Origin of the sequence: Martinezella miluonensis (genome assembly GCF_900094545.1) — a bacterium.
Classification (GTDB): Bacteria; Pseudomonadota; Alphaproteobacteria; order Rhizobiales; family Rhizobiaceae; genus Rhizobium; species Rhizobium miluonense.
In genome coordinates this window covers 1-14,059 of sequence record NZ_FMAH01000078.1, presented here as the reverse complement: position 1 = coordinate 14,059, position 14,059 = coordinate 1, and the positions used below count along the sequence as shown (strand labels likewise).

Genomic DNA, 14,059 nt, shown 5'->3' with positions numbered 1-14,059 from the left:
CGTTCCATCGCCACGCCGTGCTCGCCAAACCAGGCGATCAGCGCATCGGGTTCACTGTGGACCTTTGCTTCACGCACAATGCGGCCATCCGCATCCACCACGCACACACTTGAGTATTCCAATGATACGTCGATGCCGGCATACTGCTTCATGGTCGTCTCTCCGTGATGCTATGGAGCAGGTCTCTCCTGACTCCGCGACACCATCATTGTGAGGGACGACCACCAGCCATTCAAACCTGGCTGGCCGGGCTCCGCCCGTTACACCATCTAACTCATTGTTTTTACGCAATTCCGGACGGAAAACCGCTGCGCACTTTTCCTGGAATTGCTCTAGAAGTTGAACGAGACGCCGAAGTTGACGGCGTGGGTAAAGACCCTGGTCTTGAGCGTATCGCCGCTGTCGATCGAGACGTCGTTCACGAAATTGTAGTTGCCCTTATATTCGACGAAGGTCGACCAGTGCTGGGAGAGCTGGTAGCTGACACCGGCCTGTGCCTGCAGCGATGCGCCGCCGAACTGGTAGTCGAAGGTCGTGCCCGAGGCGCGGGTGACTTCGACATGCGGCACGTTGATACCGGCGCCGAGGCCGACATAGGGCGTCCAGTTGCGGCTCGGGTCCTGGAAGCGATAGAGCGCGTTCAGCGTCAGCATGTTCAAGCCGTCGGTGAACTCGAAGTGCGACCAGCCGGGCGTATTGCCGAGATTGCCGTAAACCTTCGCATGGCTGTAGTCGAGCGACACGCCCCAGTTCGACTTGCCGAAATCGTCAAGCCACCAGATGCCCCGGAAGCCGAAATAGGGTGGCATCTTGAAGGATTTGCCGGACCAGTCAGGGTCGAAATCGGCACCGTCCGATGTCTTCACATTGCCGCCGGTCGCGCCTTGAAAGCCGCCATAGCCTGAGAGCTGCATTCCCGCCGAGGCAGAGCCGGCAGCAAACAAGAACGCTGAAATCGCAAGTGCGGATACGGCCTGCTGTTTGAAACGAAATGCACGATGCATGTAGAATCCCCGAATGGCAGAGTGTCGCTAGCTAAACACGCGTCAGTTATGCGTCCATTGCAGTCACTGGTAAGCAGCGACGGCTTAGGTAGGAGAGCTGACATGAAACTGAATGTAAATGACCCTTATCGGTAGGGTAGCGCGATAGGTTTGCGGCTGTAACAATGACGCAACAGTGCGTGTAACGGCGGGGACACGCGGTATTTGTACGAGGTCGCGAGCGCCCCGAGCATGCCGGCTCTGCCGTGTCATTTGCTCGGGGCGCTCTTTATGCTCGGATCTGCGCAGAAGTGGCGGATCGGCCGGTCTATCAACCGCCGAACAAGGTCCTCAGCACGTCGATGCCGCGATCCTGATAGCTGACTTCGCCCTGCTTGTTGCCGGGACCGACGACGATGACCTTGGTGCCGATCGGAACCCGATCGTAGAGATCCGTCACATCCTTGTTCATCATGCGGATGCAGCCGGACGACATGTTCAGGCCGATGCTCCAGGGCTGATTCGTTCCGTGGATCCGGAAGGCGGTGTCGCTGCCGTTGTGATAGAGGTACATGGCGCGTGCGCCGAGCGGATTGTCCTCACCACCCTCTTGATAGGACGGCAGCTTGTGGCCCTTCTTGGCTTCGCGGACGCGCATCTCCGGCGGCGGCGTCCAGCCCGGCCATTCCGCCTTACGGCCGACCTTGACCACGCCCGACCATCCGAAGCCTTCGCGACCGACGCCGATGCCGTATCGTCTTGCGCGGTTGTCGCCTTCGACGAGATAGAGATACTTGTTATTGGTATCGATGATGATCGTGCCGGGCACCTCGTTGGTCGACAGCCTGACCATCCGACGCTGGAATTGCGGCTTGACCTGGCCCTGCGGTTCCATCGCGACCCGAACCACGTCACTGCGTGCGGCTGGCGTTGCGGAAGGAGCAGAAGCGGTAAAGGCAGCGGCATTCGAGGCCGCAAGAAGAAAAGTCGCAACGACGCCTGCCGCTACGACGGATAGTCCTGTTCTCATATGGCATTCCCCTCGCTGAAGTCGGCAAGAAACTACCGAAACCTACGAGGGGATCAAGATCAAAATGCCGGTTGCAAAGATTGGTCCGGAAAAACAGGCTTTTCTTCTATCAGCGATTGAGGAATAGCCGCAGCAATAGTGTAGAGAAAGGTGACGTCGGCGCGACGAACTTTGAGGCCTCCCTCGGCCATGCGCACCGCGCTGTTTTCCGATGGCTGGTCGATCACATCACGATGACGCGCGTTCCGACTTTCACGCGGTTGTAAAGGTCGGTGACATCTTCGTTGCGCAGGCGGATGCAGCCGGAGGAAACGGCGCTGCCGATCGTCCAGGGCGCGTTGGTGCCGTGGATGCGATAGAGAGTGGAGCCGAGATACATGGCGCGCGCGCCGAGCGGATTGGCTTCGCCGCCTTCCATGCGGGCCGGCAGATAATGTCCCTTTGCGGCCTCCCGTGCCACCATCTCGGACGGCGGCGTCCAGTCCGGCCATTCCTGCTTGCGCGTGATGGTATGCGCGCCGGCCCATTCGAAGCCGGGCTTGCCGACGCCGACGCCATAGCGGCGTGCCTTGCCGCCCTCCATCACCAGATAGAGGAAGCGATTATTGGTGTCGATGACGATGCTGCCGGGCTTTTCCTTCGTCTGGTAGTCGACGATCTGTGGCAGGAATTGCGGGTCGACCTGGCCGCGGACTGCCGGATATTGCGGGCGGGTCATCGCAACTTGCTGCACGACTGGGCGCGAGAACAGGCCGCGCGGCTGCACCACCTGGCGCACCTGCGGATAGGCCTGCTGTTCCATTCGAGGATCGGCTGCACGGCGTGCCATTGGACGGGCATAGACGACGGGCTGCACGCCGCCGCCGCTAAGCTGCGTTACCCAGGGGGCGGTCAGATCGGGACTGACGATAACAGGCGGGCGCGACTGGTAGCGATCGTTGGCAAAGGCGGTGGAGGCAAGCAGGCTCAGAGCGCCGGCGGCGCACAGAACGACATGTTTCATCATCGGACAAACTCTCTACACATGGGCCGAGGATGGGCGCGACAGCACCCGGTCGAGACTATGGTGCCACCTGCGCGCGAGCGAATGGTAAACATCTATTCATCAAAATGCCGAGAAGCCGATAAAGCTTTATCAGGGTTACCGCCTGGTTTGGAAATGTGGTTTGCAAATGGTAAATCAGGAATCGGAATGCGCGTTCGTTGAAATCCGCCTATGATTTTAAACGTTTGATTGATCTGTTTTTATCCGATAGTTGCTTGCCGGTTTCCGGTGGTGCGCGCTGAAATGGGAGACGAATCGCTAAAATGGCTGAAACGGGCATCATCACCGGCGAGGATGGCAGAGATCGCTGCTTCTGGCATGGCAACCTGCCGGAATATCAGCGCTATCATGACGAGGAATGGGGGCGCCCTGTCGTCAACGACATCAGGCTCTTCGAGAAGATTTGCCTGGAGGGATTCCAATCCGGCCTTTCCTGGTTGACGATCCTGCGCAAGCGCGAGAACTTCCGCGCCGCTTTTGCCGGCTTCGATTTCGAAAAGGTCGCCAAATTCGACGAGGCCGATATCGAGCGCTGCGTCGCCGATGCCGGCATCATCCGCCATCGCGGCAAGATCGTTTCCACCATCAACAATGCAAGCCGCGCTATCGAGCTGCGTGACGAATTCGGTTCGCTCGCACGCTATTTCTGGAGCCATGAGCCGGGCGCCGCCGAGCGTCCCGAGATCTTCGACTTCGCGCATCTTCGCGCCAATCCGACGACACCGGCCTCAGTGCGGATTTCGAAGGATCTGAAGAAGCGCGGCTGGACCTTTGTCGGCCCGACCACAGTTTATGCCTTCATGCAGGCCATGGGCCTTGTGAACGATCACATCGAAGGCTGCTATTGCCGGAAAGAGGTGGAGGCGATGCGCTGTGCATTGGTGCGGCCATGAGAGGCATATTGCTCGGCCTTTCGGTAGCGATGCTCATACTGGTCGGCGCCGCAGCCGCCAGCGCCGAGGATGCCCCTCGCCAGACGCTGCCGCAGCTTGATCGTGGCGAGAAGATCGAGAAACTCGGTTTCCCGGCCGTTCTCGAAAAATTGACGGGCTGGACGAAGTTCGGCAAGGGCAAGGTCTACACGCTGCCGCTGAAGAAGGGTCAGCATGTGCGGATCACCTTCAGCTCGAAGAGCAAATACACCTTTATGGCGATCTTCGATCTGTCGTCGAACGATGATGAATCCTTCTTCGGCACGGACGAGGATGGCGACACCGCCGACATCACCCTCAACGAAGATACCACCTGGCTGATCAAGCCTTATTATTCTCGCGTCACCCGCCGCCGCGGTCTCGGCGCTCCCTACGAGATCCTCATCGATCCCAATCCGCCGGCCTCGCAGCAGCAGCCTGCCGATCAGCAGAAGGATCAAGGGCCGACGCTTTTCCCGTCGCGATCGAAGCAGGGACAGTGAGGCCTAAGACAAGGCCTCGATCACGCTATACAGCTCGCCGAGATGACCGATCTTGCGGAAGCGCGGCGCTTCGGTCGGCTCCTCGACATGTTCGAGGGACCATGTGAGTTCGTGCGGCACGAAGACGCCGTAGCTGCCTGCGGCGAGTGCCGGCACGATGTCTGATTTCAGCGAATTGCCGATCATCATCGCTCGCTCAGGCCCATCTCCCACCTTGGAAAAGATGCGGCGATATGTGGAGGCGTTCTTGTCCGAGACGATCTCGATCGCATCGAAAAGATCGCCGAGGCCGGATTGGGCAAGCTTGCGCTCCTGATCGAAAAGGTCGCCCTTTGTGATCAGCACCAGTAGATAGTTGCCGGACAGGGCTTCCAGCGTCTGGCGCACATGCGGCAGCGTTTCGACGGGATGAGCGAGAAGATCGCGGCCGATGTCGAGGATCCGGGCGATGACGGTCGCCGGCACCTCGCCCTCCGTGATTTCGATGGCCGTTTCGATCATCGACAGCGTGAAGCCCTTGATGCCGAATCCGTAGTGGCGCAAATTGCGCTTCTCGGCTTCGAGCAGTCGCGCAGAAATATGGTCGCTGTCGGCATGATCGATGAGTAGATCGGTGAATTGCAGTTCCGTCAGCCGGTAGAACTGTTCGTTCTGCCAAAGCGTGTCATCGGCATCGAAGCCGATCGTGGTGAGCGGGCGTTGCGTCATGGTGTTTCCGTTCCGCTTAAGGGATGAACTCCGGAGTCTATCCTCCGCCGTCCGGGACGCAAGTGTAAGTGCTGGTAACCGCATCGTGATCGATAGCAGGTCTCGCGTTGAAATCGGATTCCGGTGCATTATGTCGATACTGTCTCGATCGCGCCGGCTTCCGGGCCGGGCTTCGACGACTGTCTGGTGACCTCTCCAAGGCGGCGCGAACAAGCCGCCGCCGTGCCGAGGCCAAATTATAACCAAGAGATAAGAACTCATCGGCCGGAAGCCTGTTCCAGCCGGCTACAAGGGAATTTTCTCCTATGCGTTACAATCAACTCGGTAATACCGGCATGTTCGTCTCCGAACTTTGCCTGGGCACGATGACCTTCGGTGAAGCCAGTCCCAACAACAGTCTCTGGGGTGCGATCGCCGATGTCGACCAGGCGCTGGCCGACAAGATCGTCGAAAGCTCGCTCGCCGCCGGCATCAATTTCATCGACACGGCCGATGTCTACTCCTTCGGCAACTCCGAGAAGTTGCTTGGCCAGGCCCTGAAAAACCTCGGCGTGCCCCGCAAGGATGTCGTTATCGCCACCAAGGTCTATGGTGTCATGGGTGACAAGCCGAATGACCGCGGCGCCTCGCGTGGCCATATCATGGATTCGGTGCAGGCAAGCCTCGACCGTCTGCAGACCGATCACATCGACCTCTATCAGATCCATGCCACGGATCGGGTAACCCCGATCGACGAGACGCTGCGGGCGTTGGATGATCTCGTTTCGCGCGGCCTCGTCCGCTATGTCGGTGTTTCCAACTGGCAGGCCTGGCGCATCGCCAAGGCGCTCGGCATTTCCGAACGCCGCGGCTTCGCTCGCTTTGAAACCGTGCAAGCCTATTATTCCATCGCCGGCCGCGATCTGGAACGCGAGATCGTGCCGCTGATGGCGGAAGAGAAGCTTGGACTGATGGTCTGGTCGCCGCTCGCCGGCGGTCTCCTTTCGGGCAAATATGGTCCCGGCGCTCCCGGCAATGGCGAGGGCCGGCGTGCAAGCTTCGATTTCCCGCCCGTCGACAAGGACCGTGCCTGGGCCTGCGTTGCCGCCATGCGTGAAGTGGCGGAAAAGCACGGCTCCAGCGTTGCAACCGTGGCGCTTGCCTGGATATTGGCTAAACCCTTCGTCACCAGCATCATCATCGGCGCCAAGCGTCTCGACCAGCTCGATCAGAATCTCGCCGCAGTCAAGCTGAAGCTTGATGCCGACGATATGGCCAAGCTCGATGAAGTCAGTGCGCTTGCGCCCGAATATCCCGCCTGGATGCTCGCCCGCCAGGGCACATTGCGGGTGCCGCAGCCTTTCGAGCCGAAAGCCTGATATCATGCAGAAGCCGGGCTGCCATTCTTCGTGGCGGCCCGGCGGCTATTACAGCTCGATGACGATCTTGCCGAAGGGACCGCGATCGAGATGATCGAAGGCTGTCGGAACCTCGCCGAGGCCGTAGCGATGGTCGATGACGGGCTTCAGGCCGATGCTGTCGACCGCGCGCGAAATCCTCGAGCGAGCGGCGATGGCCGACACCGATGCCTTGCACGACCGGAGACGTTAACTGCAGCGGTGCCGCAGGACCGATTATATCGAAGTCTTCGAGGACGCCGATGACCGAAATCCGGCCATGCGGCGCTACCGCCTTCAACGATTGAGCGAAGTTCGGCCCGCCGGCGATTTCTATGATGTGGTCGATGCCGTGATGGACACCAAGCGCCTTTGCGCGTGGTCATCGATCAGTTGGCAACACGCCTGCCTGGAATCATGGACTGAGCGGTGAGAGAGGCGACGCTCGCGTGCAGCCTCCCATGATCGAATGAATTACTTGCCGTGCTTCTTCAGCCAGGCAATCAACATCGTCAGGATCGTAAGCAGGCGCATGAGCGGGAGCCGAGCTGCGCCGGCTGCCAAAGCACGCACAAATCGCATCTTGGGGACACTGTGAGGCGATCAAGGCAGCAGCTTGACCTCATTCAGAATCTCGACCGGCGGAAAGCTTATGCAATCCACCGTGTCGAAGGTGAGCGTAAATCGGGCCGGCGTTCCCGCAGCCCATTTCAGCGCCTGTTCCGCCGAGTTCGCTGGGATCTTCATCGCGATCGTGCAATGCGGTTGCCACCGATCCGGACGGGAATGCTCATGGCAAAGGGCGGGATCGATCTCGTCGTGAATGGCGGCGTGTATTTTCCTCAAGACTCGATCGTCTGCAGGACGCGCCCAAAGCACCAGCATCTCGTTTGCGAAATGGTCGATGCCGGAGAATTCGATCGATAAGGGCGGCATCTCGCTGAAGACTTTTTGAATAGCCGCAAAAAGCGAGGAGGGAGCGATATCCGCATAGACGGCAAGGGTGAGATGCGGCGGATAGTTCAGCGCCTCCATGGATGGCGTGGTTTCGAACCTGCTTGCCTGCCGCCAGAGATCCAAAACCGGAGCGGCGCTGTCATTGGCACATTTCAGAACGATTGCATGTGGCATGGTGTCTATCTCGCCTCATCTGGCTTTTTGTCCGTTTGTCCGTCGTTAGCATAGAACAATCCTTGCCGCATTCAGCCCAATCCGCTAGTTAACCGCCACTGTTCCCGTACCGGATTACCTTAGATATGAGCGACAAACAGAAGAAACCGCAGAAGCTCAAGGCCCGCCTGCCGCGTGGCTTTGTCGATCGTTCGGCCAGCGACATTCGCGCTGTCAACGAGATGACCTCCAAGATCCGGGCGGTTTACGAGCATTATGGTTTCGATCCTGTCGAAACGCCGCTGTTCGAATATACCGATGCGCTTGGCAAGTTCCTGCCCGACAGCGACCGGCCGAACGAAGGCGTGTTCTCGCTTCAGGATGACGACGAGCAGTGGATGTCGCTGCGCTACGACCTGACGGCGCCGCTTGCCCGTCATGTCGCCGAGAATTTCAACGAGATCCAGCTTCCCTACCGCACCTATCGCGCCGGCTATGTTTTCCGCAATGAGAAGCCAGGCCCGGGCCGGTTCCGCCAGTTCATGCAGTTCGATGCCGATACCGTCGGCGCACCGGGCGTGCAGGCGGATGCCGAGATGTGCATGATGATGGCCGATACGCTGGAAGCTCTGGGCATCAAGCGCGGCGACTATGTGATCCGCGTCAACAACCGCAAGGTTCTCGACGGCGTGCTGGAGGCGATCGGCCTCGGCGGCGATGACAAGGTTGCTCAGCGCTTGAACGTGCTGCGCGCCATCGACAAGCTCGACAAGTTCGGTCCGGGGGGCGTGGCGCTGCTGCTCGGCCCCGGCCGCAAGGATGAGTCCGGCGACTTTACCAAGGGTGCCGGTCTCAATGCCGATCAGATCGAGAAGGTGCTCTTCTTCGTCGGTATCAAGGACTATGCCGAAAGTGCCGTTCAGCTTGCCGAGCTGGTTGCCGGCACGTCCAACGGCGTCGAGGGTGTCGACGAACTGAATTTTATCGGCAGCCTCGTCATCAGCGCCGGCTATCACGCCGATCGCATCAAGATCGATCCGTCCGTCGTTCGCGGCCTCGAATACTACACCGGCCCAGTCTACGAGGCCGAGCTGTCGTTCGATGTCACCAACGAGAAGGGCGAGAAGGTCGTCTTCGGCTCGGTCGGCGGCGGCGGCCGTTATGATGGGCTCGTCTCGCGCTTCATGGGCCAGCCTGTGCCGGCCACCGGCTTCTCCATCGGCGTCTCGCGCCTGATGACGGCGCTGAAGAACCTTGGCAAGCTCGGCACTGAGGAGGTGATCGAGCCCGTACTCGTCACCGTCATGGATGGCGATGTCGATGCCATGGGCCGCTACCAGCGCTTCACGCAGCAGCTGCGTGCTGCCGGCATCCGCGCCGAGATGTTCCAGGGCAACTGGAAGAAGTTCGGCAACCAGCTGAAATATGCCGACCGTCGGGGCTGCCCGATCGCCATCATCCAGGGCGGCGACGAGCGCGCTGAGGGCGTCGTCCAGATCAAGGATTTGATCGAAGGCAAGCGCCTCTCCGGCGAGATCGAGGACAATGCAAGCTGGCGTGAAGCCCGTGTCGCGCAGGAAACCGTGCCGGAAGCCGAGCTCATCGCAAAGGTTAAGGCAATATTGGCGGCGCAGGCGGAAGACCGGAAGAGGGCGCTCGGCAATGTCTGAGCGTGTGGCTTTGCCCCTCACCCTAGCCCTCTCCCCGTTGACGGGGAGAGGGGACGACCTTTTTTCTTGCGGTCCATCGGCTCCCACAGAAGTGAGGGGAGATAGAAGGCGCGCCCATCCCCTTCTCCCCGTCCAAACGGGGAGAAGGTGGCCGACAGGCCGGATGAGGGGCTTTAGTGGAGTTCTTATCCCATGCCCCTGATCAACCTTCCAGATTTTGCCGGCGATCTGCTGGACGAGTTCGCCGTTCGCGGGACGGAGCGGGTGGATACGCCCATCATCCAGCCGGCCGAACCCTTTCTCGACATGGCCGGCGAGGATCTTCGCCGGCGCATCTTCATGACCGAAAGCGAAACCGGCGCCAGCCTTTGCCTGCGTCCGGAGTTCACCATTCCGGTCTGCCTGCGCCATATCGAAACCGCGACCGGCACGCCGAAGCGCTATTCCTACCTCGGCGAGATCTTTCGCCAGCGCCGCGAAGGCGGCCATGAGTTCTATCAGGCCGGCATCGAAGATCTGGGCGATGGCGACACCGCAAGCGCCGATGCGCGCGCCATCGGCGATGCCATCGGTCTCCTGAACCGGCTCGTTCCGGGCAAGCCGCTCTCGGTGACGCTTGGCGATCAGGCCGTGTTCGAGGCTGTGGTGCAGGCGCTCGGACTGCCATCCGGCTGGCAGAAGCGGTTGATCCACGCCTTCGGCAACATGATGCAGCTCGAAACGCTGCTGGCGCGTCTGGCAAGCCCGCAGCCTGTCACCGGGCTCGACGCGCATGTGCTCGATTTCCTCAGCCGCGGCGACGAGCAGGGGCTGATCAGGCATATCGATGCCACCATGCAGGCAACCGGCTACTCCACCAATGCCAGCCGCTCGCCACAGGAGATCGCCCGCCGTCTTCGCGAGAAGCTGGTCCTGTCCGAAACGCGGCTCGATGACGCCGCATTCCTCGTATTGGAAGAGTTCCTGTCCCTGAGCGTGCCTTTGGCGGACGCCTCTGCGGCCCTGGCCGGCTTTGCCGATGCGGCAGGCCTGAAGCTCGGCAAGGCAATGGAAAGCTTCGATGCCCGCGTCGCCGCATTGGCCAAAGCCGGTGTCGACGCCTCGAAGATAGACTATCGCGCGGCCTTCGGCCGTCCCCTCGATTATTATACCGGCCTCGTCTTCGAAGTGACGGTGGCAGGATCGAGCGCGGTGCTCGCCGGCGGCGGCCGCTTCGATCGGCTGATGACCCTGCTCGGCGCCAGGGACCATATCCCCGCCGTCGGCTTCGCGCTCTGGCTCGACCGCATCGAAACCGCGAGGGTCGCCTGATGACCATCACCATTGCGCTGCCCTCCAAGGGCCGGATGAAGGACGATTGCTCGGCTGTTTTCGAGCGCGCCGGCATGCCCATCGTCGCCGTTGGTAACGATCGCTCCTATCGCGGCCGTGTCGAAAGCTTAGAAGGCGTCGAGATCGCGTTCCTGTCGGCCTCGGAAATCTCGCGTGAGATCGGCAATGGCAGCGTCGATTTCGGCATTACCGGCGAAGACCTCGTGCGCGAAGGCATGGCGGAGGCCGATCGCCGCGTCGAATTCTGCGCAAGGCTTGGCTTCGGTCATGCCGATGTCGTCGTCGCGGTGCCGGAAATCTGGCTCGATGTCGATACCATGGCCGATCTCGGCGATGTCGCCGCTGATTTCCGTGCCCGTCATGGCCACAGGCTGACGGTCGCGACGAAGTACTGGCGGCTGACGCAGCAGTTCTTTTCGAGCCAGCATGGCATCCAGCTCTATCGTATCGTCGAAAGCCTCGGTGCGACGGAAGGTGCTCCGGCCGCCGGCTCCGCCGACATCATCGTCGATATCACCTCCACGGGCTCGACATTGCGGGCCAATCATCTGAAGATCCTGTCGGATGGGATCATCCTGCGCTCGGAGGCGTGCCTGGTGCGCGCGCGCAAGGAAAGCCACGAAGGCGATCCGATGGTCCAGCGCATCATTTCAGCCGTGCGCAGCGCGCTCTGACCTTCCAGTTTTCTATTCACGCAAAAGGCCCGCCGGAATTCCGGCGGGCCTTTTGTCTTGGGAGATACTCAGCGATCAGGCGGTTGCGTAAGCGCCGCGGCGTGCATCGACCGAGTAGAGGCCTGCGCCGTTGGTGGCGAGCATGATGTATGCGCCGGCGAGCGTGACGTTCTTCAGGAAGTTGACGAAGTTCAGGCCATTGATCCAGCCGTTTGCGGCAGCCGGGAAATCCGGAACGTTGACTGTCCCCAGATGGAAGACGATGCCGGTGAAGACACAGAAGGCGGCGAGCAGCCAGCCGACGATGCGGATCTGGAAGCCGATCAGGACGCAGACGCCCGTGACGAATTCGAACGCGCCAGCAAGGTAGGTGAGGAGGGTTGCGTAGGGCATGCCGGCGCCGGCGATCATGCCTGCGGTGCCGGCCGGATCAGTCAGCTTGCCGAAGCCGGCGAAGATGAACATGAAGGCGAGCAGGATGCGCGCCACGAGAATGATGATGTTGTTGCTATTGGACATGACGGTCTCCAGTGAATTGGGTTTGGACTGAGTGGCGACAATTTCTGGAGACTGATATCCATGATTTTTCGGTGGCTGAAAAGATAAACAACTGCGTACAATTAGTTCACAATCATTGAACAATGGCGGATTTACCGCCCTCTTTCCATCCGTGCGATATCGGCTATGGTGGCGGCAATTCATCGCCAAATCATAATCTTAAGGAGTGATTCCAGTGGCCGACCTCTCGTCATTTCCGATCACGAAGCGCTGGCCTGCCAGCAATCCGGACATCATCCAGCTCTATTCGCTGCCGACGCCGAACGGCGTGAAGGTCTCGATCGCGCTGGAGGAACTTGGTCTCCCCTATGAGCCGCATCTGGTCTCCTTCAGCGCCAACGATCAGAAGTCGCCGGAATTCATTTCGCTGAACCCGAACGGCCGCATCCCTGCGATCATCGATCCCAATGGCCCGGACGGCAAACCGATCGGCCTGTTCGAATCCGGTGCGATCCTCGTCTATCTCGCCGAGAAGACCGGCAAGCTCATGCCTCAGGATGCCGCCAGGCGCTACGAGACGCTGGAATGGGTTTTCTTCCAGATGGCAGGCGTTGGCCCCATGTTCGGTCAGTTCGGCCATTTCTTCAAATTTGCCGCCGATAAGGTCGCCAACAACTCCTATCCGGTCGAGCGCTACCGCGACGAAGCCAAGCGTCTCCTGAGTATTCTCGAAAGCCGCCTGCAGGGGCGCGAGTGGATTATGGGCGACGACTATACCATCGCCGACATCACGACGTTTCCCTGGGTTCGCGGAGTCGACGTCTTCTATGGTGGCCGTGAAGTTCTCGAATTCGAAAGCTTCCCCGCAGTCATGGCCTGGCTGGAGCGCGCCCTTGCGCGTCCCGCAAGCCAGGTTGGCCTGAACATTCCAAAGCGGGATTGATGCTGCCTGGGCGCAATGAGGGCGGATGCCCTTGCGCTCGTTCCATCCTGGCCTATTGCCGGGTCGCCAATTGGCTCCCCGGCTCCAGCTTGAAGCGCGGAAAGAGGAACATGCCGACCATGCTGCCGGCGTGTCTCCCATCCGCGGCGATGGATTCGCCGACACAGAAGATCGGTTGGCGATGGCCATTGGCGCCAAGGGTCGTGGTGGAATAGCAGAAGCTGGATGCGGCGGTTGCCGCCTGTTCGAAAAGGTCGAGGATGCGCGCGCGGTCCTGCGCGTCATAACAGTGCATCAGGCTCAGGAGGCCGCACTCGGAAGAGGTCAGCCCATGCAGCATGGTGCTCCACTGCCCGAGCTTGATGAGGCCGCTCGACAGGTCGCCGGTCCAGCCTTCGGAAACGCAGAATTGCGCGAGGAGATCGGGATCGTGGCTATCGAACGCCAGCGAACCAGGCGCAAACGGTGCGGCAAAATTTGCTTTGGCAATCTTGAACAAGCTGATCCCCACCACTTGAGCGCATAGGCTCCTGCGCGTCTCGTTTGAATTTCAGATGAACCGGGTGGAAGGTCTGTTTGCCCGCCGCACCGTCATGAAGAAAACAGAGCCGCATCTCTGTTGTTGTTATTTCTCAACAATGTCTTCGGATGGTGATCCGACCTGCGAAGTCGTTTTCAAGTAATAAATTCGGACGACTCCAACCCGTTAAGGTCATGGCCAAGCCAAGCCGCAGGTTAATCCTGTCCAAAATCAGTAAAATTTCCGTGCATTGCAGCTAACTCTCCAAAATCGCTGCGCTGCGAGTTATAGGGGCTTTTTTTAAAACGGCAATGGGGAGGTTGCATAATTTGCATTGCCAGGAGAGCTTGCCAAGCTTGTGCAAGTGTTGTTTTGGCACAGCAAAAAGGGCGGCCCGAGCAGCCTGTGTGAGAAGTCCGGCAAATCAATTAAGGTGGCCGCATTGGAAACGATGCGGCCATTTTCATGGGATACATTTCAGGGACTGATCGGGGTCAGACGTCGCTGTTGCCAGCCCGGATCGAGGATTACGTTGCGGCAGATGCTGCGGTGCGGGTGATCGATGCCTTTGTCGATGGGCTTGATGTTGCGCAGCTCGGATTCAGGCGAGCGGTTGAGGCCTCGACAGGTCGTCCCCCCTACGATCCGCGTGATCTGCTGAAGCTCTACATCTACGGCTATTTCAACGAGGTGCGCTCCTCCCGGCGACTGGAGCGTGAATGCCGGCGTAATGTGGAGACGATGTGGCTGCTGCGT

At 59.9% G+C, this 14,059-nt stretch carries 16 protein-coding genes and 2 pseudogenes; 8 read left to right on the top strand and 10 right to left on the bottom strand.

Annotated features, from left to right (window positions below; all coding sequences use genetic code 11):
- The 5 genes and pseudogenes from GA0061102_RS33790 to GA0061102_RS31715 all read right to left on the bottom strand — a co-directional run.
- Positions 1–152: pseudogene (locus GA0061102_RS33790) on the bottom strand (IS110 family transposase); the annotation flags it as partial.
- 180 nt (positions 153–332) lie between these two features.
- Positions 333–1,004, bottom strand: coding sequence for an outer membrane protein (locus GA0061102_RS31725; RefSeq protein ID WP_092856563.1), 672 nt, complete (start codon positions 1,002–1,004; stop codon positions 333–335).
- Positions 1,005–1,314: 310 nt separating this feature from the next.
- Positions 1,315–2,013, bottom strand: a complete 699-nt coding sequence (locus GA0061102_RS31720; protein WP_092856560.1) for a L,D-transpeptidase — start codon at positions 2,011–2,013, stop codon at positions 1,315–1,317.
- Positions 2,014–2,072: 59 nt separating this feature from the next.
- Complete coding sequence (locus GA0061102_RS33080; RefSeq protein ID WP_159432231.1) at positions 2,073–2,240, bottom strand: hypothetical protein; 168 nt, start codon at positions 2,238–2,240, stop codon at positions 2,073–2,075.
- Positions 2,237–3,019, bottom strand: a complete 783-nt coding sequence (locus GA0061102_RS31715; protein ID WP_092856557.1) for a L,D-transpeptidase — start codon at positions 3,017–3,019, stop codon at positions 2,237–2,239. The genes GA0061102_RS33080 and GA0061102_RS31715 overlap by 4 nt, the downstream gene beginning before the upstream one ends.
- 302 nt (positions 3,020–3,321) lie before the next feature.
- Between GA0061102_RS31715 and GA0061102_RS31710 the strand changes: the two genes are divergently transcribed.
- Both GA0061102_RS31710 and GA0061102_RS31705 read left to right on the top strand, forming a co-directional pair.
- Entirely contained in the window at positions 3,322–3,951 is a 630-nt protein-coding gene (locus GA0061102_RS31710; RefSeq protein WP_092856554.1) for a DNA-3-methyladenine glycosylase I, read from the top strand.
- A complete protein-coding gene (locus GA0061102_RS31705) occupies positions 3,948–4,472 on the top strand; it encodes a hypothetical protein (protein WP_092856551.1) in 525 nt (174 codons plus the stop codon). Before GA0061102_RS31710 ends, GA0061102_RS31705 begins: the two co-directional genes overlap by 4 nt.
- 3 nt (positions 4,473–4,475) lie before the next feature.
- Here the strand turns inward: GA0061102_RS31705 and GA0061102_RS31700 are convergent, their stop codons facing one another.
- Complete coding sequence (locus GA0061102_RS31700) at positions 4,476–5,180, bottom strand: HAD family hydrolase (RefSeq protein ID WP_092856548.1); 705 nt, start codon at positions 5,178–5,180, stop codon at positions 4,476–4,478.
- Positions 5,181–5,485: 305 nt separating this feature from the next.
- On the opposite strand from GA0061102_RS31700, the gene GA0061102_RS31695 reads away from it, so the two are divergent.
- Positions 5,486–6,538 carry an aldo/keto reductase gene (locus tag GA0061102_RS31695; protein ID WP_092856545.1) on the top strand — a complete coding sequence of 351 codons (1,053 nt, stop codon included), beginning with the start codon at positions 5,486–5,488 and terminating at the stop codon, positions 6,536–6,538.
- Positions 6,539–6,586: 48 nt separating this feature from the next.
- Here GA0061102_RS31695 and GA0061102_RS31690 read toward each other — a convergent pair.
- Both GA0061102_RS31690 and GA0061102_RS31685 read right to left on the bottom strand, forming a co-directional pair.
- Positions 6,587–6,917, bottom strand: a pseudogene (locus tag GA0061102_RS31690) (zinc-binding dehydrogenase); the annotation flags it as partial.
- A gap of 242 nt (positions 6,918–7,159) precedes the next feature.
- A complete protein-coding gene (locus GA0061102_RS31685; protein ID WP_092856542.1) occupies positions 7,160–7,687 on the bottom strand; it encodes a 2'-5' RNA ligase family protein in 528 nt (175 codons plus the stop codon).
- Between the two features lie 125 nt (positions 7,688–7,812).
- On the opposite strand from GA0061102_RS31685, the gene hisS reads away from it, so the two are divergent.
- From hisS to hisG, 3 genes are all read left to right on the top strand, one after another.
- A complete protein-coding gene (hisS, locus tag GA0061102_RS31680) occupies positions 7,813–9,336 on the top strand; it encodes a histidine--tRNA ligase (protein WP_092856539.1) in 1,524 nt (507 codons plus the stop codon).
- A gap of 192 nt (positions 9,337–9,528) precedes the next feature.
- On the top strand, positions 9,529–10,647 hold the full coding sequence (locus GA0061102_RS31675; RefSeq protein WP_092856536.1) for an ATP phosphoribosyltransferase regulatory subunit: 1,119 nt from the start codon (positions 9,529–9,531) through the stop codon (positions 10,645–10,647).
- Complete coding sequence (gene hisG, locus GA0061102_RS31670) at positions 10,647–11,342, top strand: ATP phosphoribosyltransferase (protein WP_092856533.1); 696 nt, start codon at positions 10,647–10,649, stop codon at positions 11,340–11,342. The genes GA0061102_RS31675 and hisG overlap by 1 nt, the downstream gene beginning before the upstream one ends.
- 75 nt (positions 11,343–11,417) lie before the next feature.
- On the opposite strand, the gene GA0061102_RS31665 is transcribed toward hisG, so the two are convergent.
- Positions 11,418–11,861 carry a DoxX family protein gene (locus GA0061102_RS31665; protein WP_092856530.1) on the bottom strand — a complete coding sequence of 148 codons (444 nt, stop codon included), beginning with the start codon at positions 11,859–11,861 and terminating at the stop codon, positions 11,418–11,420.
- 214 nt (positions 11,862–12,075) lie between these two features.
- Between GA0061102_RS31665 and GA0061102_RS31660 the strand changes: the two genes are divergently transcribed.
- Positions 12,076–12,783, top strand: coding sequence for a glutathione binding-like protein (locus tag GA0061102_RS31660; protein WP_092856527.1), 708 nt, complete (start codon positions 12,076–12,078; stop codon positions 12,781–12,783).
- A gap of 52 nt (positions 12,784–12,835) precedes the next feature.
- Here the strand turns inward: GA0061102_RS31660 and GA0061102_RS31655 are convergent, their stop codons facing one another.
- Positions 12,836–13,282: a hypothetical protein gene (locus GA0061102_RS31655; protein WP_245298205.1), complete on the bottom strand. Its 447-nt coding sequence runs from the start codon at positions 13,280–13,282 to the stop codon at positions 12,836–12,838.
- 486 nt (positions 13,283–13,768) lie between these two features.
- Between GA0061102_RS31655 and GA0061102_RS31650 the strand changes: the two genes are divergently transcribed.
- The coding region (locus tag GA0061102_RS31650; RefSeq protein ID WP_139115063.1) for a transposase at positions 13,769–14,059 on the top strand (291 nt) is incomplete at its 3' end.